The sequence below is a fragment of the Rhodanobacter sp. FW106-PBR-R2A-2-24 genome (genome assembly GCF_058789615.1).
On the sequence record NZ_JBYTBV010000002.1, the window covers coordinates 408202 to 434547 of the forward strand.

Genomic DNA, 26346 nt, shown 5'->3' on the forward strand with positions numbered 1-26346 from the left:
GCGTTTCAGCTGCCGCGCAGGCGCGCGACCAGGCTGGGCACGGCGTGTTCGGCCAATGCGACCGCCGCGGCAAAGGCATCGGCATCGCCATACCACGGGTCGGGAAAAGCCGCGGGCGGCGCGGCAGCGGCCCACTCCAGGAACAACGCCGTTTTCGCCGCCAGCACCGGCGTCGGCGCGCGCTCGCGCAACTGCGCCAGGTTGGCGTGATCCATCGCCAGCAGCAGATCGAACTGGCGGTAATCGGCGGCGCACAACTGCCGCGCGCGGTGCGCGGCGAGGTCATGGCCGGCGGCGCGCGCCGCCGCGATCATGCGCGCGTCCGCCTCCTCGCCCACATGCCAGTCGCCGGTGCCACAGGAGGCCACCACCGTATCCAGCCCAGCCTGCGCCAGCGCCGTGCGCGCCACCACCTCGACCAACGGCGAGCGGCAGATATTGCCCAGGCAGACGAACAGAATGCGGGTCATTGGCCCTGCCTCGCCAGCCAGGCCTCGGCACGCTGCAGATCGGCCTCGGTGTCGATGCCCGGCGGGAAGGGCTCGGGGGTGAGCCGCACCGCGATGGCGTGCCCGTGTTCGAGCACACGCAACTGCTCCAGCGACTCGGCCTGCTCCAGCGGCGTGCGCGCGAGTTGCGCGTAGCGGTGCAGAAAGCGCGCGCGGTAAGCGTAGATACCGATGTGGCGCAGGAACGGCACGCTGACCGGCAGGCTGGCGCGATCGGCGGCAAACGCATCGCGCGCCCATGGCAGCGGCGCGCGGCTGAAATACAGCGCGCGGCCGCGCGCGTCGCGCACCAGCTTCACCACGTTGGCATCGAACAGTTCGTGGGCGTCGACGATGGGCGTGGCCAGGGTCGCCATCGGCGCATCGTCCTCGGCCAGCGCACGCGCCACCGCGCGGATGCCGGCGGCGGGCGCGAAGGGCTCGTCGCCCTGCAGGTTCACCACGATGGCGTCGTCGGCCCAGCCGCACGATGCGGCGCATTCGGCCAGGCGATCGCTGCCCGAAGCATGATCGGCGCGGGTCATGCACACGCGCACGCCCTGCCCGGCCAGCGCCTCGGCGATGCGCACATCGTCCGTCGCCACCACCACATCGACCGCGCCGGCTTGCAGGGCGCGCTGCGCCACACGCACCACCATCGGCACGCCGGCGATGACACGCAGCGGCTTGGCCGGCAGGCGGGTGGAGCCGTAACGGGCGGGTATGGCGACGACGAAAGGCGGTGTATCCGGCATCGGCTCGGTTCCAGGTCAGGCGAGATGGGGCATTTTCGCCCAATCTAGGAGTTTGGACGGCAGAAATCATCCGGGCAGCAAAGCTCGCCATGCGGCGCATATTCCCGCTGTTTCTTGCTCCATAGAACCACTATGGGGTGGCGAATCGCCGAAAATCTGCCCTCGCATGGCAGACTTTTCGCCTCGAATGTTTCTACCACCCAAGCTCCTGGCACCCGCGTCGCCATCGCCGGCCCCGGACGCAAAAAGCCCCGCGCAGGACGCGGGGCTTGGTGTTCCACTGCAGGCCGGCACAGGCGCCGGCCGAAAACTCAGGCGGCGATTTCGACGCCCGATGCCTGCTGGCCCTTCGGGCCCGAGGTGACTTCGAACTTCACACGCTGGCCTTCCTGCAGGCTGCGGAAGCCCTTGGAGTTGATGGCCGAAAAGTGGACGAACACGTCCTCCCCACCGTCCTCGGGCGCGATGAAACCGAAACCCTTGGCATCGTTGAACCACTTGACCGTACCAAAACGCATTGCTGGAACCTCTGGAAGCATGGACAGGAATGCACCCGGCAGAACCCACTCTCCCCCTGCCTGCCACGACAGTGCCCCGAGAGTATCGACATGTTTCAGGGCAAAGCGCAATACGTGGCGGCGTCCGCACGCCGGATGCCGTGTTGCTACACCTTAGCGCGCTAACGCGTCATCACAGGCGCAGCATCGCTGCCAGCACGCGCGGCACCTCGGCAGTGGCGGCGGCCAGATGGGCAAAAATCTCCTCGATGCTGATTTCGGCCTCGTCGCCGCAACCGGCGGCGAAGTTCGCCACCAGCGCGAGGCAGGCGTAGCCCAGGCCCAGCTCGCGCGCCAGCACGGCCTCGGGCATGCCGGTCATGCCGACCAGGTCGCAGCCGTCGCGCTTCATGCGCGCGATCTCGGCGCGGGTCTCCAGCCGCGGCCCCTGCGTCGCGCCGTAGCAGCCGCCGTCGATGACGGCAATGCCGGCCTGGTGCGCGCCCTGCAACAGGCGTTGGCGCAGCGCGGCGGTATACGGCTCGCTGAAGTCGATGTGGTTCACCTCGGCGCCGTCGACATCGCAGAAGCTGGTGTAACGGCCATGGGTGTAATCGATGACCTGATCCGGCACCACGATGGCGCGCGGCCCCATGTCGGCGCGGATGCCGCCCACGGCATTGACACCGACCACGCTGCGTGCGCCGAGGCTGTGCAGCGCCCACAGGTTGGCGCGGTAGTTCACCCGATGCGGCGGCAAGCTGTGGCCCTCGCCGTGGCGGGCGAGGAAGGCTACGCGCCGGCCGGCGAAGTCGCCCAGCACCACGTCGCCGGAGGCGATCCCGAACGGCGTCTCCACCGCGCGCCTTTCGGCGTTTTCCAGGCCGGGAAACTGGTACAGCCCGCTGCCGCCGATCACGGCCAAATCAATGCCCATCGCTGCTTCGTCGCTCATCGTGTCATTCCATCCGATAAATCGCGGCACGCTCTACCGAGTTCCGCTCAATCCCGCAACGCATAGATCCCCGGCAGGTTGCGCCCCTGCTCGTGATAATCCATGCCATAGCCGAACACGTAGCGATCCGGCAGCACCACGCCGTTGAAGTCGCTGGCGATGCCCGCGGCCACCCGGTCATGGTCCTTGGTGCACAGGCTGGCGATCAGCACGCGCTTCGCGCCGCGGCGCAGGCAGTCGTCGCGCACGGCTTTCAGCGTGTGGCCTTCATCCAGGATGTCGTCCACCAGCAGCACGCTGCGACCGGCCAGGCTCACCACCGGCGCGCGCAGCCAGTGCAACTCGCTGCCGCTGGTTTCGCCGCGATAGCGGGTGGCGTGCACGTAGTCGAACTCCAGATCGGTGCGGATGGCCAGCGCGAGCTGGCCGGCGAACATCAACGCGCCGTTCATCACCGTGAGGAACACCGCGCGCTCGCCACCCAGCGCGGCATCGATGCGCTGGCCGAGGCCGGTGATCAGAGTTTCGATCTCCGCGCGGCCAAGCAGCAGGTCGGCGTGCGCCAGCGCATCGCTCAAGGGGTGGGTTTCGATGCTCATGCCTGATCCTGTGCGGCGTCCAGCGCCGTGATGCGCGCGACGAAGCGGTCGCGCTGAGGGTTGTCGGTAAGGCTGTCCCAGCTGGCGCCAATGGCGCCGCGCAGCGGAAGCAGCCGCTCGGGATGCGCCGGCACGCAATGGGCGACGGCGGCGATGGCTTCGTCCACCACTTCGGGGAAGCAGGCCAGCACCAGGTCGCAGCCGGCGTCCAGATGACCACGCACGCGCTCGGCCACGCCGCCGATGCTACCCGCTGCCGCCATGCTGATGTCGTCGCTGATCGCCGCGCCGGCAAAACCCAGCTCGCCGCGCAGGATGTCGACCGCCCACCGCCGCGAATAGCCGGCCGGCGCCGCATCCACGGCGGGATAGACCACGTGCGCCAGCATCACCGCCTCGGCATGGGCAGCCATGCCTTCCACGAAGGGGCGCAGGTCGTCGCGACGGATGGCCTCCAGCGGACGCGGATCGACCGCCACGGCCTTGTGCGTATCAGCCGCCACCGAGCCATGCCCGGGAAAGTGCTTGAGCACCGCCGCCATGCCGGCCAGGTGCATGCCGCGCACATAAGCCGCCGTGAGTTCGGCGCCAACCGCTGGATCGGCATGGAAGGCACGCGCACCGATGGCGGCATTGCCGCGCGCCAGATCCGCCACCGGCGCAAAGCTGAAATCCACGCCCGAGGCGCGCAGCTCGCTGGCCATCACCCAGGCGTGCTCCTCGGCCAGGCGCACCGCCTCCGCAGGGTCGCGGTCGTACACCGCGCCGATGCGCGAGAGCGCGGGCAAGCGGGTAAATCCTTCGCGGAAACGCTGCACCGGGCCACCTTCCTGATCCACCGCGATCAACAGCGGCTCGCCACCGATCTCGCGGATGGATTCGCACAGCGCCATCAACTGCGCGCGGTCGGCGTAGTTGCGCGAGAACAGGATCACGCCGGCCACGCCGGGGGCGGTGAGCCACGCGCGCTCGCGTTCGGCGACTTCAAGCCCGGCCAGGCCAATCAGCAGCATCAGGCATCCGCTCCATCGTTGGCGTCGCGCTCGGCCGCGCTCCAGCGGGCATACGGATGCGCGATCAGGTTGACGTTGTAGTAGCGCGCAAGCGTGCTCACCTCGCGGCCCAGCCACGCCGGGCGTGGAAACGGCGCATCGGCCCGCGGCAGCTCCACCTCGGCCACCAGCAGGCCGGTGTTGTCGCCCAGGAACTCATCGATTTCAAACAGCGTGCCCGCCACCGTGACATGGTGGCGATGCTTGCTCAGCACGCCGTCGCACAGCGTGGCCAGCAGTTCGTCGGCATCATCCGGCGGTATCGCGTAGTCGTACTCGGCGCGCTCGATGCCCAGCCGCGCGGCCTTGATGTTGAGCCAGGCCTCGCCATCGGCCCGCCGCACCCGCACCGAAGCGCGCACATGGCCAGACGCCAGCGCCGCCGCGCCCACCAGGTAGCCCTGCGCGAGATGCTCGCTGCGCTCGACCAGCGTGCGCCAGCTGTCATCGCGCAGCAGGAATTTCCGTTCGATTTCGATGCCCATGGGGTTCGGTTCTCAACCTTCGATAGCGTTCTACAGCACATGGCTGCCGGCCTGATCTTCGCGGTCAGGCCGACCGCTCGAACAAAGCAATGGACTCGACGTGCGCCGTATGCGGGAACATGTCCATCACCCCCGCCGCGCTGAGCCTGAAACCGTGCTGGTTGACGAGGATGCCGGCGTCGCGCGCCAAGGAGGCGGGATGGCAGGAGACGTAGACGATGCGCTTCGTTGCCTGGTGCGGCAGGTAGTCCAGCACCTTGTCGGCGCCGGCGCGCGGCGGGTCGAGCAGCAGTTTGTCCCAAGGCTGCCGCGCCCACTCGGCGCCGCGCTGATCCTCGAACAGGTTGGCCACATGGAAACGCGCGTTGGCGAGGCCGTTGCGCGCGGCATTCTCGCCGGCGCGCTCGACCAGGCCGTGCTCGCCTTCCACGCCCACCACCGCGGCCACGCGACGGGCGATCGGCAGGGTGAAATTGCCCAAGCCGCAGAACAGATCCAGCACGCGGTCGGTCGGCTGCGGGTCGAGCAGGGCCATCGCGTGCGCCATCATCTTCTGGTTCATGCCGGCATTGACCTGCACGAAGTCCAGCGGCTGGAACTCCAGTTCCACGTCATCCGCGCCACCGCCGGGCGCGAGCCTGAACGCCAACCGCGGCGCCTCCGGCCACAGCGGATGCACGCTGCTGAGGCCACCGGGCTGCAGATAGATGGCAAAGCCGTGCTGCCGGCCGAAGTCCGCAAGCGCCGCGCGGTCGCGCTCGCTCAAGGCTTCGAGATGGCGAAACACCAGCGCCACGGTATCGTCGCCAGCGGCGAATTCGATCTGCGGGATGCTGGCGGCGCCGTCCATCGCGCTGACCAGGTCGCCGATCAGCTCGATCCGCTCGCCGATGGCCGGATGCACCACGTCGCAATGGCGGATATCCGCCACGTAACGCGGGTTGGCCGCCTCACGGAAACCCACCAGCACGCGGCCTTTCTTGGGTACCGCACGCACCGACAGGCGACCCTTGCGCCGATAGCCCCAGGGTGCGTCGGCGAGCGGTGCCAGCCAGCGCTGCGGCTCCACCTTGCCGATGCGGGCGAAGTTCTCGGCCAGCACGCGCTGCTTGGCCTCGATCTGCGCTGCCGCATCCAGATGCTGCAGCGAGCAGCCGCCACAGACGCCGAAATGCGCGCATTTGGGCGTCACGCGATGCGGCGAGGCCGTCATGACCTCGGTGGTTTGCGCCTCGTCGAAATGCCGGTGCCGCTGCACCACGCGCAGGCGCACCCGCTCGCCCTCGAGCGCACCGGCCACGAACACGGCCTTGCCGTCGATGCGGGCCACGCCACGACCGTCATGGGCCAGCGCGGTGATGTCGGCTTCGATTTCCGCGCCAGGCGCGCGACTGCGTGAATTGGATCGGGACATGGCCTGCGGGATTGGGCTGAGGCAGACCGGTGATTATCGCCGATTGCCCCGCCCCGCGCCCGCTACTTGCGCCGCCACGCGCCGGAAGCGTCCTGGTAGTACCAGCCGTCGTGCGCGCGCTCGACCCAGGTCTTGGCGAAAATGGTGCGCACCTGCACCTCCCACTCGGGGTGATTGTTGGCGTTGGCGATCTCGCGATACAACGCGGCACGGTCGCGGTTCTCGTCAGCCACGGCGGCATTGGCCTGCGCGCGCTGGGCCAGCGGCAGCTTGGCGGCATCGCGCATGGCGACCATGCCGTCCCGGGTAAAGCCCACCACACCGCTGTCGAACAGCGCCTGCAGGCTGCCCTCGAAGCGCGCGCGCATGCGCGCCTGGATCGCCTGCACGGCCGGCGTCTGCACCAGGAGGTTGGGCGTGTCGGCGGCATAGGCGGCCGGAATCAGCAGGTCGAGCAGGCTGGCCGAGGGCGAGCTGGAGGTGGATGGCGCAGGCTTGTCGGCCGGCTTTTCCGCCGGCTTGGCCGCCGCACCGTCGAGCACGCTGCCGACGAACTGGTCGGCGGCCTTTTGCGCTGCCGCCTCGGGGAAATACACGTTGATGGTGACGCAGCCCGCCAACACGATGGCCAGCATGGTCAGCACGGAGCAGGCGAACTTGCGCATCAGCGACTCTCCTTGGGGAAATGGATGTCCACAACCTTATCAGTGCACCACTGGCGCCTGGCCATTGATCGCCTCATGCAGGCGGCGCACCAGGGTGGGCCAGTCGACCCGATGCTGATGCCCCACCACTTCCAGATGCGGCAGGCCGCTGCCTTCGAGGATCGTGTAGCCGTCGCCTTCGCTCGCCAGACCGCTCATGTCGCAGATCGCGCCCTGCAGCGTACAACTCAGGCCAATGCGTTTGTAGCCGAAGGTCTTGAACAATTTGAGCATGGCGCCCTGCAGACCACCGGCAATGCCACCACCGCCCACGCTGGTGAGGTTGTTCACCGCGCGCTGGCTGATCCGGCCACCACCACCGGCGAGCAGCGCGGCCTTGAACGTCACCGGGCTCCAGTTCACCAGGCGCAAATCGTCGATGCGACCATCCAGCTTGCCGGTGATGTTGCCAAAATCGAACACGCTGGTGATCGCCGCCAGATCCAGCTGGCTCAGCCGGATATTGCCGGTCAGCACCGGCGCCACGCCGAAGGGTTGCTGCAGGGAGAGCCCGGTGACATCCACGAAGCCGCCGAACACGTTGACCGACAACCCGCCCGCCAATTCGAAGCGATCCCCCACCCAGCGCAGGGAAGGCACCGCGCCGGCCAGCGTGCCGGGGAAGGCCGGCCAGCCCAGGGCATGGCTGAAACTGCTCATGTCCACGCCGCTGATGGCGAAACTGGTGGCCAGCCGCTGCGCCTTGCTCGCGTTCGGGCGCCAGTCGAGGCTGGCTACGTGCAGTTGCCCCTTGAACAGCGGCGCTGCGAAGGGCTGCTGCAACTCCAGCGTGCCGGTGAAACTCTGCCAGCGGGTTTGCGCCGGCCCCAGCGCAAGGCGGTGAAAGCGCAGGCCCTGCCACGCCAGCGTGGAGGCGGGACGTTCGCCTTGCGCCGCCCAGTCCAGGCCGCCACGCAACCCCTCCATCGCAAAACGGCCATCCGGCTCGGCCACATCCAGGCCGTCGGTGGCAAAGGCAAACGCCTGCACGCCGCCGCTGCGCCAGTCGAGGCTGCCGCTCAAATGACCCGCCGTGCGCAGCCCATGCGCGCCCTGCGCGGCCAGCCAGGCACGACCATAACGGTCATAGGCGGCCGGGAAACTGGCATGCACGCGATCCAGCCGCAAGCGCTGTACCTCGCCGCGCGCCCCCAGCGCCAGGCTGCCCTCCAGCTGCAAGGCATCGGGATCGTCGATGCGCAGGCGATCCAGCGTGATCGCGCCACGCCGGACCTCGGCGCCGAGATCCAGTTGCACCGGGTGCGCCGGCAACAGCGCGTACAGGCCACCGACCAGCAGCTCACCGCCATCCACGCGACCCTGCAGGTTGAGCCGCGTGCCCGCGGCGGACTGCTCCAGCCCAAAGCGCCCCGCCCCGCCCAGCGCCTGCGCCGCCAACGTGCCGCTGGGCGTATCGAAACCCAGTCCGCTCAGCTTGAACTGCCCCGCCGACTGCAGCTGCCCGTCTCGCACGTCCAAGGCGAGGTCGGCATCCACCCGGCCGGCCCCCAGTCGCCCCGACCAGACCTGCGCCAGCAGGCCCTGCAACCAGCCCGCTGGCAGTTGCCGCAGGCTGATCTGTGCATGGCTGGGCTGATCCAGCGGCAGCCAGACGCTGGCCACGGCCTTGTCCTGCTGCAGCCCGATCTGCACAGTGTCGGCCGCCGCGTTGATGCTGCCGCTGAGCTGCGCGTCACCCGCCGCGCTACCGGGCGCACCTGTCACGCGGATGCGCCCGTCGAACAACCAGCGTTGCTGCGCATCGCGCCACAGCCGCCCCTCCAGCCGCAAACCAACGCGCCGCCAACCCAGCGCCGCGATATCGGCCCGGCTCGCCTGCAGTCGCAGGTGCAGCCCGCCGGCGGGATCGGGGCCGATCCGCGCATCGAAACCATCGAACGCCAGGCCAGGCAGCGCGAGCTGGCGCGCGGTCACCGTCACCTCGGCATGCGCCACCTGCCCCAGCCCCAGGCCGAGCAGCAGGAAAAGGCACAGCAGCAGGTGGCTTGATGTCAGGCGCATGTCAGGCCATTCTGCCAAAGCCAGCTGAACGACAAGGATTCGAGTCATGCCAGCCACGCTTGACCCCGTCACGCCACCCTGCCAGCCCCACGTATTGGTTGCCGACGACGACCCCGCCAGCTGCCGTTACCTGGGCGACACCCTGCGCTCGCTGGGCGTACGGGTGACAACCTGCGCGGACGGCGAACAGGCGCGGCACGCGGCACGTCACCAGGCCTTCGACCTGCTGCTGCTCGACTGCCGCATGCCCGGCGGCGGCGCGCGCGAGGTACTGGCCGCGCTGCGCGCCGATACCGTGGCGGCCTCCCGCGGCAGCCCGGCCGTGGCCAGTTCCGCCGAGGTGGATGCCACACAGCGGCGCGAGCTGCTCGCCCATGGCTTCGCCGACACCTTGCGCAAACCCTGCCCTATCGGCGAGCTCCAACGCATTCTCCAACTGTTGCCAGGCATGGCACCCGAACTGGATGACGCCGCGGCGCTGCGTGCCAGCGGCAACGCCGCCGCCATGCTGGCGCTGCGCCAACTGCTGCGCGGCGAGCTGGCCCTGCTGTTGCAGGAACTCGACCAATGCCGGGATGACACGGCGCCACTGCAAGATCGCCTGCACCGCCTGCGTTCTTCCTGCGGCTTCTGCGGCACGCCCGCGCTGGCCAGCGCGGTGGCGCGGTTGCAGCGCCGGCTGCGCGATGCGCCGTCGGCCGAACCGACCCCCGCCATCGCGCAATTCCGCCACGCCGTGCAGCGCACGCTGCAGGCGCTTGGCGATTGATCGCGCGACTCAATGGCCGGGACGCAAACCCGCCAGCACACGCCAGGCGCGCAGCTCGCCGCCCCCCAGGTGAAAGCGGATCACCTCGCGCATCAGACGGCGCAGCGCAGCCTGGCCGCTCGCCGTTGGCGCCTGGTCGGCCGCCAGTGCCAAGAGATCAGCGCCGCGCACGGCGTGGACGGTATCCATCGGGCACGGCACGGCTCCGCGCTCGGCGTCATAGCGGTAAAACGCCTGCGGCCGCAACGGCTCATCCGTATCCGCCACATGGCGCAATGGCAGGGCGTAGCCAATGACCGTCAGCAGGTCGCGCTCGAACCGGCGCAGCGTCCAGCCCAGTGGCTCGCCCGCGCCAAGCCGCGACAAGGTTTGCGCATAGGCCTCGAACAACGCCGGCTGCGCGTCCTGCCTCACGGTGAGGCGCACCACGAGTTCATTGAGATACAAGCCCGCCAGCGCGGCATCGCCACCCAGCCGCGCCGCCGTGCCTTGCGGCTCGACCGTCGTCAACGTGGCCAGCTCACCGCGCAGCAGCAGGTCCAGCAGCAACGGCTGGAACGGCTCCAACTGCGCGCGCCGCAACTTCGCCCGCTCGCCGCGCACCCCGCGCGCCACTACACCGAGCCGACCGTGGTCGCGGGTCAGGCATTCCAGCAACAGCGATGTCTCGCGATAGGGCCGCGCATGCAGTACGTAGGCGGGTTGCTGGAGGATGTGCATGGGTTGAAGGCTAAGGAATCGGGAACAGGGAATTGGCACAGCGGGCGTCCTGCAACCCTATTTTGCAATCCCCTATTCCCGCTCAATCGGTATAGCCGAACTTCTTCAGCATCGCCTCGTCGTCCACCCAGCCCTCGCGCACCTTCACCCACAGCTTGAGGAACACCTTGCGCTCGAACAGATGCTCCATGTGGCGACGCGCGGCGCTGCCGATGGCCTTGAGCTGGGCGCCGCCCTGGCCGATCACGATGGCCTTCTGGCCGTCGCGCTCCACCCAGATCACCGCATGGATCTCGGCGACGCCGTCGGGGCGATCGTTGAACTGCTCGATCTCCACCGTGGTGGCATAGGGCAGCTCCTGGTCCAACCGCAGCATCAACTGCTCGCGCACCATTTCGGCGGCGAGGAAGCGCTCGCTGCGATCGGTGATCTCGTCCTCGCCGTAGATCGGTGCGCGCACCGGCAGGCGGGCAAGAATGGCTTTCCCCAGCTCGGCCAGGCCGTTTTTCTTCAGCGCGCTGACGTAGTGGATCTCGTCGTAGGCATGCTTCTCGCCCAAGCCGGCCACGAAGGGCAACAACGCGCCCTTGTCCTTGCTCAGGTCCACCTTGTTGATGACCAGGATGCGCGGCACCTTCTGCTCGGTGAGCGCGGCGTACAGCACCTCGTCCTCGTCAGTCCAGCGACCGGCCTCGATCACCTGCACCACCAGCTCGACGTCGCTGATCGCGGCGCGCGCGGCGCGGTTCAGGCTGCGGTTCATCGCCCGCTTGGCGCCACGGTGCAGGCCAGGCGTATCCACGTAAAGCACTTGTCCGGCCTCGCTGTTGGCGATGCCAAGGATGCGATGGCGGGTGGTCTGCGGGCGCGGGCTGACGATGGAGAGGCGAAAGCCGATCAGCGCGTTGAGCAAGGTCGATTTGCCCACGTTGGGACGCCCGGCCAGCGCGACCACGCCACAGCGGAAATCGGCGTGCGGCAGCGCGACGTCGGCGGGTTCGGGGGAATGATCCATGTCGGTGGGGCTCGCGAAAGGTGGGAGTTTGTGCATTTTCAAACTCGAAGCCCGGCCACGCATGGCCGGCTGTGGATCAGTCACGCAGTGGCTGGTTCACGGCGGCGAGTCCGGACATGTACCGGACTCGCCGATGAAGCATTCCGCAGGAATGCGGGATGTTCCACAAGTTCCGTGGCGCATTGTAGTGCGCCGGTGTGCGCACCATGGCGAACCGGCGCGACGCGGAAAGCATCAGACCGCGCGGGCCGGCCCAAGCAGATGGCTCAGCACGACCTCGGCGGCATCCTGCTCGGCCTGGCGCCGGCTGGGGCCGCTGGCGTCGGCGCCGAAGGCCGCCGGCTCGGCCACCGTGCAACGCACGTCGAAGATCTTGGCGTGATCCTCGCCACGGGTATCGACGAGTTCGTACTGCGGCAAGGCAAAACCCTTGCCCTGCAGCCACTCCTGCAGACGCGTCTTGGCGTCCTTGGAGGAACGCTGCAAGGCGGCGATGCGTTCGCCGAACAGCTCACGCACCACGGTACGGCACGCCTCCAGGCCGCCATCCAGGAACACCGCCGCCAGCGAAGCCTCGAAGGCGTCGGCGAGGATGGAGTCGCGGCGGAAGCCACCGCTCTTGAGTTCGCCCGGGCCAAGCTTCAGGCCATCGCCCAGCTCCAGTTCGCGCGCGATCACCGCCAGCGCCTGGCCGTTGACCAGTTGCGCACGCAGGCGCGACAGCTCGCCCTCGCTGGCCTTGGGGTGCGCCTCGTACAGCATCTCGGCCACGAAGGCGCCCAGCAGCGCATCGCCGAGAAACTCCATGCGCTCGTTGTTGGGCTTGCCGACGCTGCGGTGGGTAAGCGCCAGCGCGGCCAGCGCGGGATCGCGGAAGCGGTAGTTCAGGGTCAAACCGGTTTTACTCGCCGACGTTGCCCTGCAGTGGCACGCTCTTTTCGAAGTGCAGCAGGAAGTCGATGTTGTACATGAAGGGGATGTCCTTGACGTAGGCGACGTGCAACGTGCCACCGCCACCGCTCTCATGCGTGATGGTGATGTCGACTGGCTTGATGGTGTCGTCGCCCACGTACTGGAAGTCCATCTGCTTGAGCAGCTCGCGCCTGATCTGATCCAGCGACTTGCCGCTGACGCTGGTACTGGCGACGCCATTCATCGCCTTCACCACGCCGCCGTACTCGGTATACGCCGGCACCAGTTTCATCGCCATGAAGCCGAAGAAACCCACCACCATCAGAACCACCAGGAACCCGACCAGGGTAATCCCCGCCTGCTTGGTTTTCATCATCCCCTCGCTAATGCCGCCATGCGGCCTGCTGACGTGAGTGCGATACCCGACGGGCCGCGGCGCCGATTATGCCAGCGCCACGCCACGCGCAACCTGCTTCAGTGGATCAAGCTGCCGATGCGGCGGAAATCCACCCCGCCGGTGCCCCAGCCTTTCCAGCTCATCCAGATCATGAACGCCTTGCCGGCCAGATTGGCCTCCGGCAGGCAGCCCCACCAGCGGCTGTCGGTGCTGTTGTTGCGGTTGTCGCCCATCACCAGGTAGCAACCCGTTGGCACGACCGAGGGCACCATGGCGCTGGGAATCGGATTGGGCGTGGTGTAGGCCGGCATGCGCGCGATCAGGTGGTTCACCAGCTTGCCGTCCTCGCGCGCCAGGTGCTCGGTCCACACGGTGGCGCCCATGTCCAGCATCAGGCGCTCCTCGTTGCGCTGCGGGTTGCCCACGTAGGGGCCGATTTCATCGGCCTGCACCGGCTTGCCGTTGATGAGGAGGTCGGAGCCATGGATCTCGATGCGGTCGCCCGGCAGGCCGATCACGCGCTTGATCCAGTTCTGGTTGGGCACCGGCGCATGCGGGTCGGTGCAGCTGATGTCGCCGCTGCGCACCAGCTTGCCGCTTTCGTCGTGGCACAGGAAGCCGGGGAAACGGAACACCACCACGTCGCCGCGCCGGGGTTCGCCCAGGCTCAGGAACTTGTCGTTGAATGCCGGCAAGCGCAGGCCATAGGCGAACTTGTTGACCAGGATGAAGTCGCCCACGTCCAGTGTCGGCATCATCGAACCCGACGGAATGCGGAACGGCTCGGCCACGAAGGAGCGCAGCACCAGCACCGCCAGCACCACCGGAAACAGTGAACGCGACCAGTCCACCGGCACCGGGTCGCGGTACTCCTCGCTGGCCGCCGCCTGTCGTGCCTTGCGCTTGCGGTAGAAGAACGCCCGATCCAGCCCCCACACCACGCCGAACAGCACGGTGAGGGCCAGGAGGATCGCGGAAAAATCAAACTCCATAGTGACTCCCATCGGAGCCAGGATCACGAAAACCGGGGCGAGCCATGGGATCGCGGATACGCCGCTGCCCCGAGTCCCGCGTGCCGCGTTCCGCGTCCCGCTCCCTACTTGTCAGTCCGCAACACGGCGAGGAAGGCTTCTTGCGGAATCTCCACCCGACCGACCTGTTTCATGCGTTTCTTGCCTTCTTTCTGCTTCTCCAGCAGCTTCTTCTTGCGGCTGACGTCGCCGCCGTAGCACTTGGCCAGGACGTTCTTGCGCAGCGCCTTCACCGTGGAGCGCGCGATGATCTGGGCGCCCACGGCGGCCTGGATCGCCACGTCGAACTGCTGGCGCGGGATCAGGTCCTTCATGCGTTCCACCAGTTCGCGGCCGCGGCGATCGGCGTGCGAACGATGCACGATCAGCGACAGCGCGTCCACGCGGTCGCCGTTGATGAGCACGTCGGTGCGCACGAACGGGCCGGCATCGAAGCGCTCGAAGTGGTAGTCCATCGAGGCGTAGCCGCGCGACACCGACTTCAGGCGATCGAAGAAGTCCAGCACCACTTCGGCCAGCGGCAGCTCGTAGGTGATCTGCACCTGCGTCGCCAGGTACTGGATCGAGCGTTGCACGCCGCGCTTCTCCTGGCACAGCGTGACGATGTTGCCGATGTAAGCCTCGGGGGTGAGGATGCTGGCCACGATGATCGGCTCGCGGATTTCCTGGATCTGCGGCACCGGCGGCAGCTTGGCCGGGTTGTCCAGCGCCAGCACCGAGCCGTCGGTCTTCAGCACCTCGTACACCACGGTCGGCGCGGTGGTGATGAGGTTCAAGTCGTATTCGCGCTCCAGTCGCTCCTGCACGATCTCCATGTGCAGCATGCCGAGGAAGCCGCAGCGGAAACCAAAGCCCATCGCCTCGGACGACTCCGGCTCGAAGAACAGCGCGGCATCGTTCAGGCGCAGCTTGTCCAGCGCCTCGCGCATCGCCGGGAAGTCGTCAGAGGACACCGGGAACAGGCCGGCGAACACGCGCGGCTGCATGGTCTGGAAGCCGGGCAAGGGCGCGCTGGCCGGCTTGCCGGCGTGGGTGAGCGTGTCACCCACCGGCGCGCCGTGCACATCCTTGATCGAGGCGTTGATCCAGCCCACCTCGCCAGCGGAAAGTTTCTCCAGCTTCTTGCGCTTGGGCGTGAACACGCCCACCTCGTCCACCTCGTGGGTGCGGCCGGTGGACATTACCTGCAGCTTGTCGCCGGGCTTGATCTCGCCCTGCATCACGCGCACCAGCGACACCACCCCGAGGTAGTTGTCGAACCAGGAGTCGATGATCAGCGCCTGCAGCTTGTCGGTGTCGCGCGGCTTCGGCGGCGGGATGCGCGCGACGATGGCTTCGAGCACCTCGATCACGTTGAGGCCGGTCTTGGCGCTGATCGCCACCGCGTCGGTGGCGTCGATGCCGATCACCGCCTCGATCTCGCCCTTCACCTTCTCGATGTCGGCGGTGGGCAGGTCGATCTTGTTCAGCACCGGCACCACTTCCAGGCCCATCTCCACCGCGGTGTAGCAGTTCGCCACCGACTGCGCCTCCACGCCCTGCGCGGCGTCCACCACCAGCAGCGCGCCTTCGCAGGCGGCCAGCGAGCGGCTGACTTCATAGGAGAAGTCGACGTGGCCGGGGGTGTCGATGAAGTTGAGCTGGTAGGTCTTGCCGTCGCGCGCGGTGTACGGCAGCGACACCGACTGCGCCTTGATGGTGATGCCGCGCTCGCGCTCGATCGGGTTGTTGTCCAGCACCTGCGCTTCCATCTCGCGTTCGGCGAGGCCGCCGCAGAGCTGGATGATGCGGTCGGCCAGGGTCGACTTGCCGTGGTCGATGTGGGCGATGATGGAGAAATTGCGGATCAGTTCCATGGAGCGCGGGTATCGGCCTTGTCTCGGAAATGCCGCCTGCCGGCGGTGCGAACCCGGCATTGTCGCATGGAACCGCCGCGCGGCGCTGCGCCGGCAGCGTGCGCGCGGGCACGGCACGAGCCATCCCGCGCCGTGCCCGCCCACGTCACCGATCCGATGGCACGGTCAGGCCGAAGAAGCGGTTCTGCCCGTCGCGGCGCACCAGCAGCAGCACGGTGGAACCGGCCTTGACGTCCTTGGTGGCGGCGCGGAACGCCTCCACGGAACCCACCGGTTGCTGGTTCACCATCAGGATCACGTCACCTGGCTGCAGGCCGGCCTGCGCGGCCACCTGGCCATTGACGCTACCCACCAGCACGCCCTGCCCTGCCTTGAGCCCCATCTGCTGGCGGGTGGCATTGTCCAGCGACTGCACGGCAAGCCCCAGCGCCGCGATGCCCGTGCTCGCGCCTGGCGCAGCGCCGCCGCTGTCCACTGCGTTCTGATCGCGCGGCATGGCGCCCACGACCACCTGCAGCGTCTGCTTCTTGCCCGCGCGCAGGACTTCCACCGGCACCTTGCTGCCCGGCTTGGTCATGCCCACCAGGGGTGGCAGGTCGGCGGCGGCACGGATGGCCTGGCCGTCGTAGGCGAGGATGATGTCGCCAGGCTGGATACCGGCCTTCTCCGCGCCACTGCCGGGGGACACCTGGGCCACCAGGCCGCCCTCGCTGTCGGGCAGGCGCAAGGCCTTCACCGCGCTGTCGTCCACCGGCCCCACCACTACGCCCAACTGCCCGCGCGTCACGTAGCCCTGGGTCTTGAGCTGCTGCACCGCGTTCATCGCCACATCGATGGGGATGGAGAAGGCCACGCCCTGGTAACCGCCGGTGGAGGAGTAGATCTGCGAATTGATGCCCACCACCTGGCCTTGCAGGTTGAACAGCGGGCCACCGGAATTGCCGCGGTTGATCGGCACGTCGGTCTGGATGAAAGAGGTGTAGGGCTGATCCTGGCTACCCAGGTTGCGCCCCACCGCGCTGACGATGCCCTGGGTCACGGTGTAATCGAAGCCGAACGGCGAGCCGATCGCCAGCACCCACTGGCCGGGCCGGAGATTGCGTGAATCGCCGATCGCCACCGTCGGCAGGCGGTCACCGGCGCTGACCTTGAGCAGGGCAATGTCGTAGGTGGGATCGGTGCCGACGACCTTGGCGTCGAGGATGCGCCGATCCTGCAGACGCACGGTGACCTTGTCCGCGCCGGCCACCACGTGGTTGTTGGTGAGGATGTAACCGTCGGCGGAAATGATGAAGCCCGAGCCCAGCGAGGTATGTGCCTGCTCAGCCGGCGAAGGCATCATCGGCATGCCGAAGAAACGGCGGAACATTTCGGCCTGCGGGTCGTCCGGCATGCCACCCGGCCCCGCGAGCTGGCGTGCGCCGGGATGGTTGCGGCCGCTGTACTTGGCTTCCACGTGCACCACCGCGGGCGCGTTCTTCTGCACGATGCCGGTGAAATCGGGCAACGCAGCCATGCTGGGCGCAACCATGCTGGGCGCGGCCTGCGCCCGCACGGCGGGCAGCGCCAGCGTAGTGCTGGCAGCGAGGATGCCAAAGGCCAGCAGGCGCAGACGCGATGGGTGCGGAACGGAAGGGGTCATGACGTCTCCTTGGGTCGCTTAGAGGTTGGCGGGATGTTGGGCAAGTGCTTCCCGCATTTGCTCAACTCGCCGGATCCGGCACAAGTCCGGGCCCGGCTACGCCGCGCAGGCACTGGCGTACCTGGGCGGCGGGCGGCCCCTCCATGGGTCGCGCCGACAGGCGGTTTCTCGACAGCCTGCCGGGGAACGGGCACACATCCACCGCGACCCGTGGCGGGCCGTGGGAAAGGAAACAGGGGGAATCGCGCCGCGCGACAGACGCGGCGCGGCATCAACGAGCGGCGGCGGCGGCCTGGCGTGGCGCATCCGGTACTTGCTGGCGACTGGGATCAAGCAGGATCAGGTAGCTGCCGTCGTGGTTGTCCAGCGCGCGGTAGCGCTGGACACGGAACGGCGACAGGTCGCCGCCGTACAGACCACCGTCGCGAACAGCTTCCATCGGTGCGCCCAGTGTGGCCGAGGCACGCTGGCTGAGCAGGCCGGGTGCCTTGCCGCTAAGCCACGGCGGGACCACTGCCACCTCGGCGGGCGCCGCTGGCGCCGCCGCGGCGGGTCGTACCACTTCCGGGGCGACTTCGGCGACGTGCGGGACAACGTGGCGCTCGGCATCCCCGGTCGGCTGGGTCATCATCAGGGCCACGGCCGCCACGCCCGCCGCGATGGCGCCACCGGCCGACCAGCGCAGCCAGCGATGATGGCGCGGCACCGCGACCACCACCGTGGCTTCCGGCTCGATGGCCAGCATCACCCGGGCGGCGAAACCGCCGCTGGCCAGTGGCGGCAGCTGCTTGCGCAAGCTGTCGCGGGCCACGTGGTAACGCGCCCAGCGGAGCTGCAGATCCTCGTCATGGTCGAGTCGGCGCCACAGGAAACGCCATTCCTCATGCGACAACTCACCGTCGATGCCGGCGGAAAGCTGCTCGCATGCATGCTCGTCTGGCTGGTTCATGGTCATTCCTCAACGCTCCGACAACAACGGCCGCAATGTCTCATCGATCGCCTCGCGCGCACGGAAGATGCGCGAACGCACCGTACCGATCGGGCAAGCCATCGCCTCGGCGATTTCCTCGTAGCTCAGGCCGTCCACCTCGCGCAGCGTGATGGCCGTCCGCAGCTCCTCGGGCAAGGCTTGGACAGTGGAAAACACCGAATGTTCAATTTCCTGCCGCAGCAGTTCGTGCTCGGGCGTGGCGCCGTCCTGCATGCGCTCGGCGCCGGTGAGGAACACGGCGTCGTCGGCGTCGATGTCATCGGCCGGCGGGCGCCGGCCCAACGCCACCAGGTGGTTCTTGGCGGTGTTCACCGCGATCTTGTAGAGCCAGGTATAGAAGGCGCTGTCGCCACGGAAGGAGCCGATGGCTCGCCAGGCACGGATGAAGGCTTCCTGCGCGATGTCCTCGCATTCGGCGTGGTTCTTCACGTAGCGCGACACCAGGCCCACCACCTTGTGCTGGTACTTGCGCACGAGCAGATCGAAAGCGCGCTTGTCGCCTCCCTGCACGCGCACCACCAGCGCCTGATCCAGTTCGTTTTCGCCCGTCCGGGCCGTTTCCGTCGTCAATGCCGTCTTCCGCTGCGGAGCCTGTATCGAGCGTGCAGCTCAGACCATGGCCGCGCACACAAGTTCAGTATCGTTGGCCATGATCCGGGCGTGCACGGATCATGGGGCGACCGGCCGACGGCCGGCTCCCGGAAGGATGGGGGCGAAGAGCCCCAGGCTCAAGCTGGCACGACGGCAGGTCGCCCCAACACCTGCTGGCGCTCGGCCAGCAGACGCTCGAACGACACCACCGGCAAGGGCCGGCAGAACAGGTAACCCTGCAGCTCGTCGCAGTGGTGCTCGCGCAGGAAGCCGAGGTGCTGCTCGGTTTCCACACCCTCGGCCACCACGCTGCGCTTGAGCCGGTGTGCCATCTCGATGGTGGCGCGCACGATGGCCTCGTCGTCGGGGTCGACGCCGATGTTGCGCACGAAGCTCTGGTCGATCTTGATGCGGTCGGCCGGCAGCTTGCGCAGGTAATCCAGCGAGGCGGCACCGGTGCCGAAATCGTCGATGGCAATGCGGCAGCCCAGCCGGTGCAGCGCTTCCAGGTTCTCCACCAGGTTGGGCGCCGCCTTGATGCTGATGCTCTCGGTGACCTCCAGCTCCAGCAGGGTCGGATCGAGGCCGCTCTCCTGCAGCGCCCGCACCACGGTGGCCGGCAGCTTGGGCTCCATCAACTGCACGGCCGAAAGGTTCACGCCAAGGCGCAGGCGCAGGCCGTAACGGCGCTCCCATTCGTGCGCCTGGCGGCAGGCGGTGCGCAGCACCCATTCGCCGATCGGCACGATCAGGCCGGTTTCCTCGGCCAGCGGGATGAACGACGCCGGGCTGATCGGCCCCAGCTCGGGATGCTCCCAGCGCAGCAGCGCCTCCATCCCGACAATGTCCTCGTCCTGCGCATCCACTTGCGGCTGGTACACCACGCGCAACTCGCCGTTGCCCTGCGCGTGGCGCAGGCGCGAACGCAGTGCCACGCCGTGTTCGCGGGCGTATTCGGGACTCACCTCGTAGATACGGCAGGCATTGCGGCCGTCGCGCTTGGCCGCGTACATCGCCTCGTCGGCATGCTTGAGCAGGGTTTCGGCGTCGGAGGCATCGTCGGGGAAGAAACTCACGCCAACCGACACGCTGACCTGCAGCCGGGCGCCGCCATCGAGCAGCAGCGGCTCGACCATCGCCTGCAGGATCTTGTCGGTGACGCGCTGCACGTCGTCGTTCTTCACGATGTGGCGCAGCACCACGGTGAATTCGTCGCCGGCGTAACGCGCCAGCGTGTCGGAAGCGCGCACGCAATGGCGCAGCCGCCGTGTCACCTCCTGCAACACCTGGTCGCCGGCACCATGGCCGTGGCTGTCGTTGATCGCCTTGAAATGATCCAGATCCACGAACAGCACGGCGAAGCATTCGCCGTTGCGCACGGCTTCGCGCAGGATGGTGTCCAGCCGGTCGGCGAACAGCAGCCGGTTGGGCAAGCCGGTGAGCGCATCGACCAGGCCCTCCGCCCGGCCCTGCTCGCGAGTCAGGCCCAACTCCAGCCACTGGGCAAACCGGGCCGCCGCGCAGCGCAACAAGGGCTCGACCACCGCCATCTCACCAAAGCCCCGACACGTACCGGCCAGCATCGCCCCCAGCACGACGCCGCGTTCATCCGTGAGCGGCAGGCCGACAAGGCCGGATAGTTCCAACTGCGTCAGCAAGGGGTCGTTGGAAACGCTGCGCAGCACGTCGCTGCGATGGAGCGCCGCCTCGCCGCACAACACCCGGTGCAGCAACACCTGGGCATCGACATCCGGCCAGGTCGGCTCGGTGCCGCGCCACAACTGCACCAGTGGCGAGAGCACGTCCCCGCTATCGCCGCGCGCTGGCCATACCGCGAAATAATCCAACCCCCATTCGTCGAACAGCAGGCGTGCCACGGCATCACGCGGCGCGGTACCGGTGAGGGTGAAAATACGGGAAAGCAAGGCCAGCGCCTTCTCCGCCTCGCCGCTGGCCGAACTGGCCGGTTCGGTCGGCGCTGGCGTCCCGGCGACGGGCAAACCCCGCCAGGCCGGCACGAGATCGGCTTCGACCCGGCCGGCGGCAAGCCAGCCCGCGACGCCATCGGGCAAGCGTGTGGACGATGACGTCGCGGCATCCGGCAGAATCACCAGGAGCGGCGCCGTGGCACCGGCATCCATGGCCCGCAATCGCTCGCAACAGGCACGCAACTGGACGGCATCCGCGCCAGGCGCCGCCACCATCAGCTCCAGCGGCGGGCGGCCTTCCAGCAGGATGGCGGCATGCTGGGCATCGCGCGCGCTGTGAATGAGGTGGCAGCCAGCCTGTTCGAACACATCGAACAGCCGCCGACGCATGTCGCGCTCGGCCGCCAGCACAAGGATGCCCTCGCTCATGGCGCTCAGCTCAACCAGCGACCGTCGCGCAGGCGTGGGCGCTGCGGCACGTCGGGCACGTCATCCACGCTGGCGGCCACGTCGGCCAGTTGTTCGGCCAGGGCCAGCGGCGGATTGAGCAGCACCACCCGGCGCAGATGTCCGGCGGTCACCCGCGCCAGTTGGCGCAACAGGATCAGGTCGGCCGGCGCCAGCGGCATTTCCAGTTCCTGCAGCACGTAAACGCCAAAATGCATGCTTTGCCGCATGTAGCGCAGGGCCTGGCCGAGACGCTGCGCATCGGGCACGCGCGCATAGGCGTCGCGCAGGCTGGAAAGCCCCTGGTCGGCCTGCCACAGGTAAATGGCCTGGCCGCTCTGGCGGGCAATCGCCCGCAGGTGCTCGACCAGGGTAGCCGCGGCGTCGCTGCGCACCACCACCAACCCGGCCGGCGCGGCCAGAATCTTGTCGAAGACATCCTGTCCCGAAGCCGGCAAGGGCATGTGCATCATCGCGGTCATTTGCTCTCCCCCGAAATCTTCAGGTGCTGACTGGGGGCCGTGGAAACGGCCGACACCCTAGCCTATTCTCCACAGTGTGCCTGAATTTTCGCCACAACGGCCCCCGGTGTACCGCGAACTGCGGCACATTTGCCAGCCCTGGATGACCCGGGTTTGCCAGGCAAGGCCTCGCATTCCTCCACACGGGACGGTATGGTTTGCCCTTCCTCCACCACCCGTCACCGCCCATGTTCGAAGGCCTGCGCTTCAACCACTGGAAACCCAGCCTGGACGGGCATGGCATCGTCACGCTGGCGTTTGACCGCGCCGACGGCAGTGTCAACGCGATCAACCGCGCCGTGCTGGACGAGCTGGAGCAGATCGTCGAACGACTGGCCATCGAGACGCCGGCCGGCGTGATCCTGCACTCGCCCAAGCCCAGCGGCTTCGCCGTGGGCGCCGACATCAAGGAATTCGTGGCCTACGCCAGACAAGGCAGCGTGCAGGAGAACATCGAGCACGGCCAGCGCGTATTCGAAGCGCTGGCGCGCCTGCCCTGCCCCACGGTGGCGGCGATCCATGGCGCCTGCATGGGCGGCGGCACCGAGCTGGCGCTGGCCTGCCGCCAGCGCATCGCCGCCGACGACGAAAAGACGAAGATCGCCCTGCCCGAGGTGATGCTGGGCATCCACCCCGGCTGGGGTGGCACGGCGCGGCTGCCGCGGCTGATCGGCGCGCCCGAGGCGCTGCCCTTGATGCTCACCGGCAAGCCCTTGTCGGCCAGACGCGCGCTGGCGCTGGGCGTGGTCGACCGCGTGGCACCGCCCGATGAACTCCTGGCCGAGGCACGCGCCCTGCTGCGCCGCCCGCAACCGCGCCCCTTCGCGCGCCGCGCCAAGGCCTGGCTCACCAACAGCTGGCCGGCGCGGCAAATCCTCGCCCCCATGGTGGCGAAGCAGACCGCCGCCAAGGTGCGCAAGGAACACTATCCGGCGCCCTTCGCCCTGATCGACGTCTGGCAGCGTGGCGGCGGCGACATCCGCCAACGCCTGAAGCTGGAGGCGCGCTCGGTGGCCAAGCTGGCCGCCACGCCTACCGCGCACAACCTCATCCGCATCTTCTTCCTGCAGGAGTGCCTGAAAAACCAGGGCAGCGGCAGCGAGCACGGCGTCAAACACGTGCATGTGGTGGGCGCCGGCGTGATGGGTGGCGACATCGCTGCCTGGGCGGCGCTCAAGGGCTTCGAGGTCACCCTGCAGGATCGCGAGCTGAAGTTCATCCAGCCGGCGCTCGAGCGCGCCAGGAAGCTCTACGAGAAGAAGCTCAAGACGCCCGCGAAGATCGACGCCGCCACGGCGCGCCTCCAGGCCGACGTCGAAGGCAAGGGCATGGCTGGCGCCGACCTTGCCATCGAGGCCATCTACGAGAACGCCGCCGCCAAGGAGGCGCTGTACGCCACCATCGAGCCGCAGTTCCGGGGCGAGGGAATCCTCGCCACGAACACCTCCAGCATCCCGCTCGACGAGCTGCGCAAACAGCTTGCGGCGCCGCAGCGCTTCCTCGGCCTGCACTTCTTCAACCCGGTGGCGCAGATGCCGCTGGTGGAAGTGGTGCGCCACGACGCACTCGACGACGCGATAGAAAAGCGCACGCTGGCCTTCTGCAAGGCCATTGGCAAGTTGCCGGTGGCGGTGAAGGGTACGCCCGGCTTCCTGGTCAACCGCATCCTGATGCCCTACCTGCTCGAAGCCCTGCGCCTGTACAACGAAGGCGTACCCGGGCCGGTGCTGGATCGGGAGGCGAAGAAATTCGGCATGCCGATGGGGCCGATCGAGCTGGCCGACACGGTGGGCCTGGACGTGTGCGTCTCCGTCGGCAAGGAACTGGCTGCCTTCCTCGGGCTGGAATTGCCGCCGGGATGGGAAGCCAAATTCGACCCCGGCAAGCGCGGCAAGAAGGACGGTCAGGGCCTGTACGTGTGGCAGGACGGCAAGCCGATCAAGCCCGAGGTCGATCCCGACTACCAGGCCGCGCCCGACCTGATCGACCGCATGGTGCTGGCGATGGTGAACGAGGCGGTGGCCTGTCTCGCCGACGGCGTGGTGGACGACGCCGAGCTGCTCGATGCCGGCGTGATCTTCGGCACCGGTTTCGCGCCCTTCCGTGGCGGCCCGCTGCAGTACCTGCGCAGTGAAGGCGTGGACAAGGTGAAAACGCGGCTGGAGCAACTGGCGCAGCGTCACGGCGCGCGCTTCACGCCGCGCCGGGGCTGGGATCACCCGGCGCTGACCACCTCCGCTGACCTCTGAGCCCGCTGGCGGGCGCGCCCGACAATATCGGGTGCGCTCGCCAGTGGTCGCGCCGCTGGCCTCACCAGATCAGATCGTCCGGCACGCCATCGTCGTCTTCGCCCGCCGCATGCGGATCGACCAGCAGCGCCAGCTGATGCGCGTCGATGGCGCGCACCTGCTCGGCGATGTCGCGTGTCACCAGCAAATACCGGCCAGCCTGCTGCACCACGCCCAGCTCGCCCGCATTGAGCGCGGCCAGTTGCGCCGCGTCGACATGGATGCGGCGGATCTTGCCGCCGTACTCGAAGTTGCGCACCAGCTCGGTGTCGGCCTTGTTCAAGACCGCGCCATCCAGCAACTGCTGGATTTTCTGCTTGCACTCGCGGCGCAGCCTGGCTGCTTCCTCGGCGGCCTGCTGGGCGCGCTTGCGCTCGCCCGCCTCGTTCTGGGCCCGGATGGCGTAGGCCTTGGCCAGGTCGATCTCGCCCTGCTCGCGGCGCGGTGCCACCGGCCGGCCGGCGTTGCCGTGCGGCTTACCGGTCTGGCGCGGTTTGCTCTGGTTGCCGCGAGGCTCCTCGCGGACAGGTTTGGCGAGACCGCTCTTGAGCAGTTGATCGCGCAGGGATTCGCTCATGCTGGTTTTCCTGTATCAATCATCCGTGACCGCGAAGATCACGTGGGCGGGCGTCCTTCGCCGCACTCCGCCATTCCTGGCGATCATCCCTCATCGCAAAGATCACACGGGCGACCGTCCTTGGCCGCACTTTCAATAGTGGGGCGGGGGCGGCTCGCTGTGCGGGTCGGTGCCGGCGCCCAGGCGCACGCTCTGCAGCTCTTGCCGCAACTGGTGCACCAGGCGTTCCAGGGCCACGATGCGCAACGCCTGATCGGCGTCAGCGGCGGCGAGTGCCTGCACGGTGTCGTCGATGAAGGTGAGCCGCACTTCAAGGTCGGCCAGGCGTTGATCCATGTCCATCAACGCGCCACCCGCAGGCTGCGGCCGCGACCGATGCCGTAGTAGGCCAGCCCAGCTTCTTCCACCACAGCCGGGGCGTACAGGTTGCGGCCATCGAAGATCGCCGGCGTCCGGAGCGCGGCGCGGATGCGCGCGAAATCGGGGCTGCGGAAGGCCTTCCATTCGGTGGCGATGGCCAGTGCATCGGCGCCCTGCAGGGCGTCGAAGGCGTGTTCGCACAGCACGAGGTCGGTGCGCTCGCCGTAGATCCGCCGCGTCTCCTCGCGCGCCTCGGGGTCGAACGCGCGCACGCTGGCGCCAGCCGCCCACAGCGCTTCGAGCAGGCGGCGGCTGGGCGCCTCGCGCATGTCGTCGGTGTTGGGCTTGAAGGCCAAGCCCCACAGCGCGATGGTCTTGCCCTCGAGCTGGCCGTCGAAGTGGCGTGCGATCAATTCGAACAGCTTCGCCTTCTGGTCGTGGTTCACCGCCTCCACCGCTGCCAACAGGCGCGCCTGGTAGCCCGCGCCGCGCGCGGTGCGCTCCAGCGCCTGCACATCCTTGGGGAAGCAGGAACCGCCATAGCCCGCGCCCGGGTAGATGAAGTGGTAGCCGATGCGCGGATCGGCACCGATGCCGTGGCGCACCAGCTCCACGTCGGCGCCCACGCGCTCGGCGATGTTGGCGATCTCGTTCATGAAGCTGATCTTGGTCGCCAGCATGGCGTTGGCGGCGTATTTGGTCAGCTCGGCCGAACGTTCGTCCATCAGCACGATGCGCTCGTGGTTGCGGTTGAACGGCGCGTAGAGCTTGCGCAGCTGCGCCACCGCACGCGTACTGGAGCTGCCGATCACGATGCGGTCGGGGCGCAGGCAGTCCTCCACCGCGTCGCCCTCCTTGAGGAACTCGGGATTGGAGACCACGTCGAACTCGATCGCCGCGCCGCGCGCGGCCAGCTCCGCCACGATCGCCGCGCGCACGCGATCGGCGGTACCCACCGGCACGGTGGACTTGTTGACCACCACGGCGTAGCGATCCAGCCGCTGGCCGATGGTCTTCGCCACGCCCAGCACGTATTTCAGGTCAGCGCTGCCATCCTCGTCCGGCGGCGTGCCCACGGCAATGAAAATCACCTCGCCATGCGCGATGCCGGCCGCGGCGTCGGTGGTGAAATCGAGCTGGCCATCGGCGTGGTTACGCTTGACGATGGGCGCGAGGCCTGGTTCGTAGATCGGCATGTCGCCATGCCGCAGGCGCTCGACCTTGCCGGCATCGATGTCGACGCAGACCACGTGGTTGCCCATTTCGGCGAGGCAGGCGCCGGTGACCAGACCCACGTAGCCGGTGCCGAAGATCGTGACTTTCATTGCAG

At 68.1% G+C, this 26346-nt stretch carries 26 protein-coding genes; 2 read left to right on the forward strand and 24 right to left on the reverse strand.

Going from position 1 to position 26346, the window contains the following annotated elements; genetic code table 11:
• Positions 1-5 precede the first annotated feature (5 nt).
• The 10 genes from AC3WQA_RS02950 to AC3WQA_RS02995 all read right to left on the reverse strand — a co-directional run bounded on the left by AC3WQA_RS02950 (position 6) and on the right by AC3WQA_RS02995 (position 8971).
• Complete coding sequence (locus tag AC3WQA_RS02950; protein WP_492673607.1) at positions 6-470, reverse strand: low molecular weight protein-tyrosine-phosphatase; 465 nt, start codon at positions 468-470, stop codon at positions 6-8.
• The gene (gene kdsB / locus AC3WQA_RS02955) at positions 467-1243 is read right to left on the reverse strand and encodes a 3-deoxy-manno-octulosonate cytidylyltransferase (RefSeq protein ID WP_492673608.1); all 777 of its coding nucleotides are present in this window, start codon (positions 1241-1243) and stop codon (positions 467-469) included. The genes AC3WQA_RS02950 and kdsB overlap by 4 nt, the downstream gene beginning before the upstream one ends.
• Positions 1244-1554: 311 nt before the next feature.
• Positions 1555-1761, reverse strand: coding sequence for a cold-shock protein (locus AC3WQA_RS02960; protein WP_492676308.1), 207 nt, complete (start codon positions 1759-1761; stop codon positions 1555-1557).
• Between the two features lie 172 nt (positions 1762-1933).
• Positions 1934-2677: an S-methyl-5'-thioinosine phosphorylase gene (locus AC3WQA_RS02965; RefSeq protein WP_492676309.1), complete on the reverse strand. Its 744-nt coding sequence runs from the start codon at positions 2675-2677 to the stop codon at positions 1934-1936.
• A gap of 65 nt (positions 2678-2742) precedes the next feature.
• Positions 2743-3288, reverse strand: coding sequence for a hypoxanthine-guanine phosphoribosyltransferase (locus tag AC3WQA_RS02970; RefSeq protein ID WP_492676310.1), 546 nt, complete (start codon positions 3286-3288; stop codon positions 2743-2745).
• Between the two features lie 2 nt (positions 3289-3290).
• The gene (nagZ, locus tag AC3WQA_RS02975) at positions 3291-4307 is read right to left on the reverse strand and encodes a beta-N-acetylhexosaminidase (protein ID WP_492673609.1); all 1017 of its coding nucleotides are present in this window, start codon (positions 4305-4307) and stop codon (positions 3291-3293) included.
• Positions 4307-4831: a CYTH domain-containing protein gene (locus AC3WQA_RS02980; RefSeq protein ID WP_492673610.1), complete on the reverse strand. Its 525-nt coding sequence runs from the start codon at positions 4829-4831 to the stop codon at positions 4307-4309. Before AC3WQA_RS02980 ends, nagZ begins: the two co-directional genes overlap by 1 nt.
• 64 nt (positions 4832-4895) lie before the next feature.
• A complete protein-coding gene (gene rlmD / locus AC3WQA_RS02985; protein WP_492673611.1) occupies positions 4896-6245 on the reverse strand; it encodes a 23S rRNA (uracil(1939)-C(5))-methyltransferase RlmD in 1350 nt (449 codons plus the stop codon).
• A gap of 62 nt (positions 6246-6307) precedes the next feature.
• The gene (locus tag AC3WQA_RS02990; RefSeq protein WP_492673612.1) at positions 6308-6910 is read right to left on the reverse strand and encodes a YdbL family probable chaperone protein; all 603 of its coding nucleotides are present in this window, start codon (positions 6908-6910) and stop codon (positions 6308-6310) included.
• 39 nt (positions 6911-6949) lie between these two features.
• Positions 6950-8971 carry a translocation/assembly module TamB domain-containing protein gene (locus tag AC3WQA_RS02995; protein WP_492673613.1) on the reverse strand — a complete coding sequence of 674 codons (2022 nt, stop codon included), beginning with the start codon at positions 8969-8971 and terminating at the stop codon, positions 6950-6952.
• Positions 8972-9017: 46 nt separating this feature from the next.
• On the opposite strand from AC3WQA_RS02995, the gene AC3WQA_RS03000 reads away from it, so the two are divergent.
• Positions 9018-9740 carry a response regulator gene (locus AC3WQA_RS03000; RefSeq protein ID WP_492673614.1) on the forward strand — a complete coding sequence of 241 codons (723 nt, stop codon included), beginning with the start codon at positions 9018-9020 and terminating at the stop codon, positions 9738-9740.
• Between the two features lie 9 nt (positions 9741-9749).
• On the opposite strand, the gene recO is transcribed toward AC3WQA_RS03000, so the two are convergent.
• The 11 genes from recO to AC3WQA_RS03055 form a co-directional block, all read right to left on the reverse strand.
• Positions 9750-10460 (reverse strand): DNA repair protein RecO, encoded by a 711-nt coding sequence (recO, locus tag AC3WQA_RS03005; protein WP_492673615.1) that lies wholly within the window; start codon positions 10458-10460, stop codon positions 9750-9752.
• Positions 10461-10542: 82 nt separating this feature from the next.
• Positions 10543-11475 carry a GTPase Era gene (gene era, locus AC3WQA_RS03010; protein WP_492673616.1) on the reverse strand — a complete coding sequence of 311 codons (933 nt, stop codon included), beginning with the start codon at positions 11473-11475 and terminating at the stop codon, positions 10543-10545.
• Between the two features lie 234 nt (positions 11476-11709).
• Positions 11710-12369, reverse strand: coding sequence for a ribonuclease III (gene rnc / locus AC3WQA_RS03015; RefSeq protein ID WP_492673617.1), 660 nt, complete (start codon positions 12367-12369; stop codon positions 11710-11712).
• A 7-nt stretch (positions 12370-12376) separates the two neighbouring features.
• Entirely contained in the window at positions 12377-12760 is a 384-nt protein-coding gene (locus AC3WQA_RS03020) for a DUF4845 domain-containing protein (RefSeq protein ID WP_492673618.1), read from the reverse strand.
• A 101-nt stretch (positions 12761-12861) separates the two neighbouring features.
• Positions 12862-13776 carry a signal peptidase I gene (gene lepB, locus AC3WQA_RS03025; RefSeq protein WP_492673619.1) on the reverse strand — a complete coding sequence of 305 codons (915 nt, stop codon included), beginning with the start codon at positions 13774-13776 and terminating at the stop codon, positions 12862-12864.
• A gap of 104 nt (positions 13777-13880) precedes the next feature.
• The gene (gene lepA, locus AC3WQA_RS03030) at positions 13881-15671 is read right to left on the reverse strand and encodes a translation elongation factor 4 (protein ID WP_492673620.1); all 1791 of its coding nucleotides are present in this window, start codon (positions 15669-15671) and stop codon (positions 13881-13883) included.
• 145 nt (positions 15672-15816) lie between these two features.
• A complete protein-coding gene (locus AC3WQA_RS03035) occupies positions 15817-17313 on the reverse strand; it encodes a DegQ family serine endoprotease (protein ID WP_492673621.1) in 1497 nt (498 codons plus the stop codon).
• 271 nt (positions 17314-17584) lie between these two features.
• Positions 17585-18262, reverse strand: coding sequence for a sigma-E factor negative regulatory protein (locus AC3WQA_RS03040; RefSeq protein ID WP_492673622.1), 678 nt, complete (start codon positions 18260-18262; stop codon positions 17585-17587).
• 9 nt (positions 18263-18271) lie between these two features.
• On the reverse strand, positions 18272-18874 hold the full coding sequence (gene rpoE, locus AC3WQA_RS03045) for an RNA polymerase sigma factor RpoE (RefSeq protein WP_492673623.1): 603 nt from the start codon (positions 18872-18874) through the stop codon (positions 18272-18274).
• A 158-nt stretch (positions 18875-19032) separates the two neighbouring features.
• Positions 19033-21252 (reverse strand): putative bifunctional diguanylate cyclase/phosphodiesterase, encoded by a 2220-nt coding sequence (locus tag AC3WQA_RS03050; RefSeq protein ID WP_492673624.1) that lies wholly within the window; start codon positions 21250-21252, stop codon positions 19033-19035.
• Positions 21253-21257: 5 nt separating this feature from the next.
• The gene (locus AC3WQA_RS03055) at positions 21258-21752 is read right to left on the reverse strand and encodes a hypothetical protein (protein ID WP_492673625.1); all 495 of its coding nucleotides are present in this window, start codon (positions 21750-21752) and stop codon (positions 21258-21260) included.
• Between the two features lie 227 nt (positions 21753-21979).
• On the opposite strand from AC3WQA_RS03055, the gene AC3WQA_RS03060 reads away from it, so the two are divergent.
• Positions 21980-24040 (forward strand): 3-hydroxyacyl-CoA dehydrogenase NAD-binding domain-containing protein, encoded by a 2061-nt coding sequence (locus tag AC3WQA_RS03060; protein WP_492673626.1) that lies wholly within the window; start codon positions 21980-21982, stop codon positions 24038-24040.
• Positions 24041-24101: 61 nt separating this feature from the next.
• On the opposite strand, the gene AC3WQA_RS03065 is transcribed toward AC3WQA_RS03060, so the two are convergent.
• The 3 genes from AC3WQA_RS03065 to AC3WQA_RS03075 form a co-directional block, all read right to left on the reverse strand.
• Positions 24102-24656, reverse strand: coding sequence for a DUF2058 domain-containing protein (locus AC3WQA_RS03065; protein ID WP_492673627.1), 555 nt, complete (start codon positions 24654-24656; stop codon positions 24102-24104).
• A 132-nt stretch (positions 24657-24788) separates the two neighbouring features.
• Positions 24789-24992 (reverse strand): SlyX family protein, encoded by a 204-nt coding sequence (locus AC3WQA_RS03070; protein WP_492673628.1) that lies wholly within the window; start codon positions 24990-24992, stop codon positions 24789-24791.
• Between the two features lie 5 nt (positions 24993-24997).
• Positions 24998-26341, reverse strand: coding sequence for a UDP-glucose dehydrogenase family protein (locus tag AC3WQA_RS03075; protein WP_492673629.1), 1344 nt, complete (start codon positions 26339-26341; stop codon positions 24998-25000).
• Positions 26342-26346: the final 5 nt, after the last annotated feature.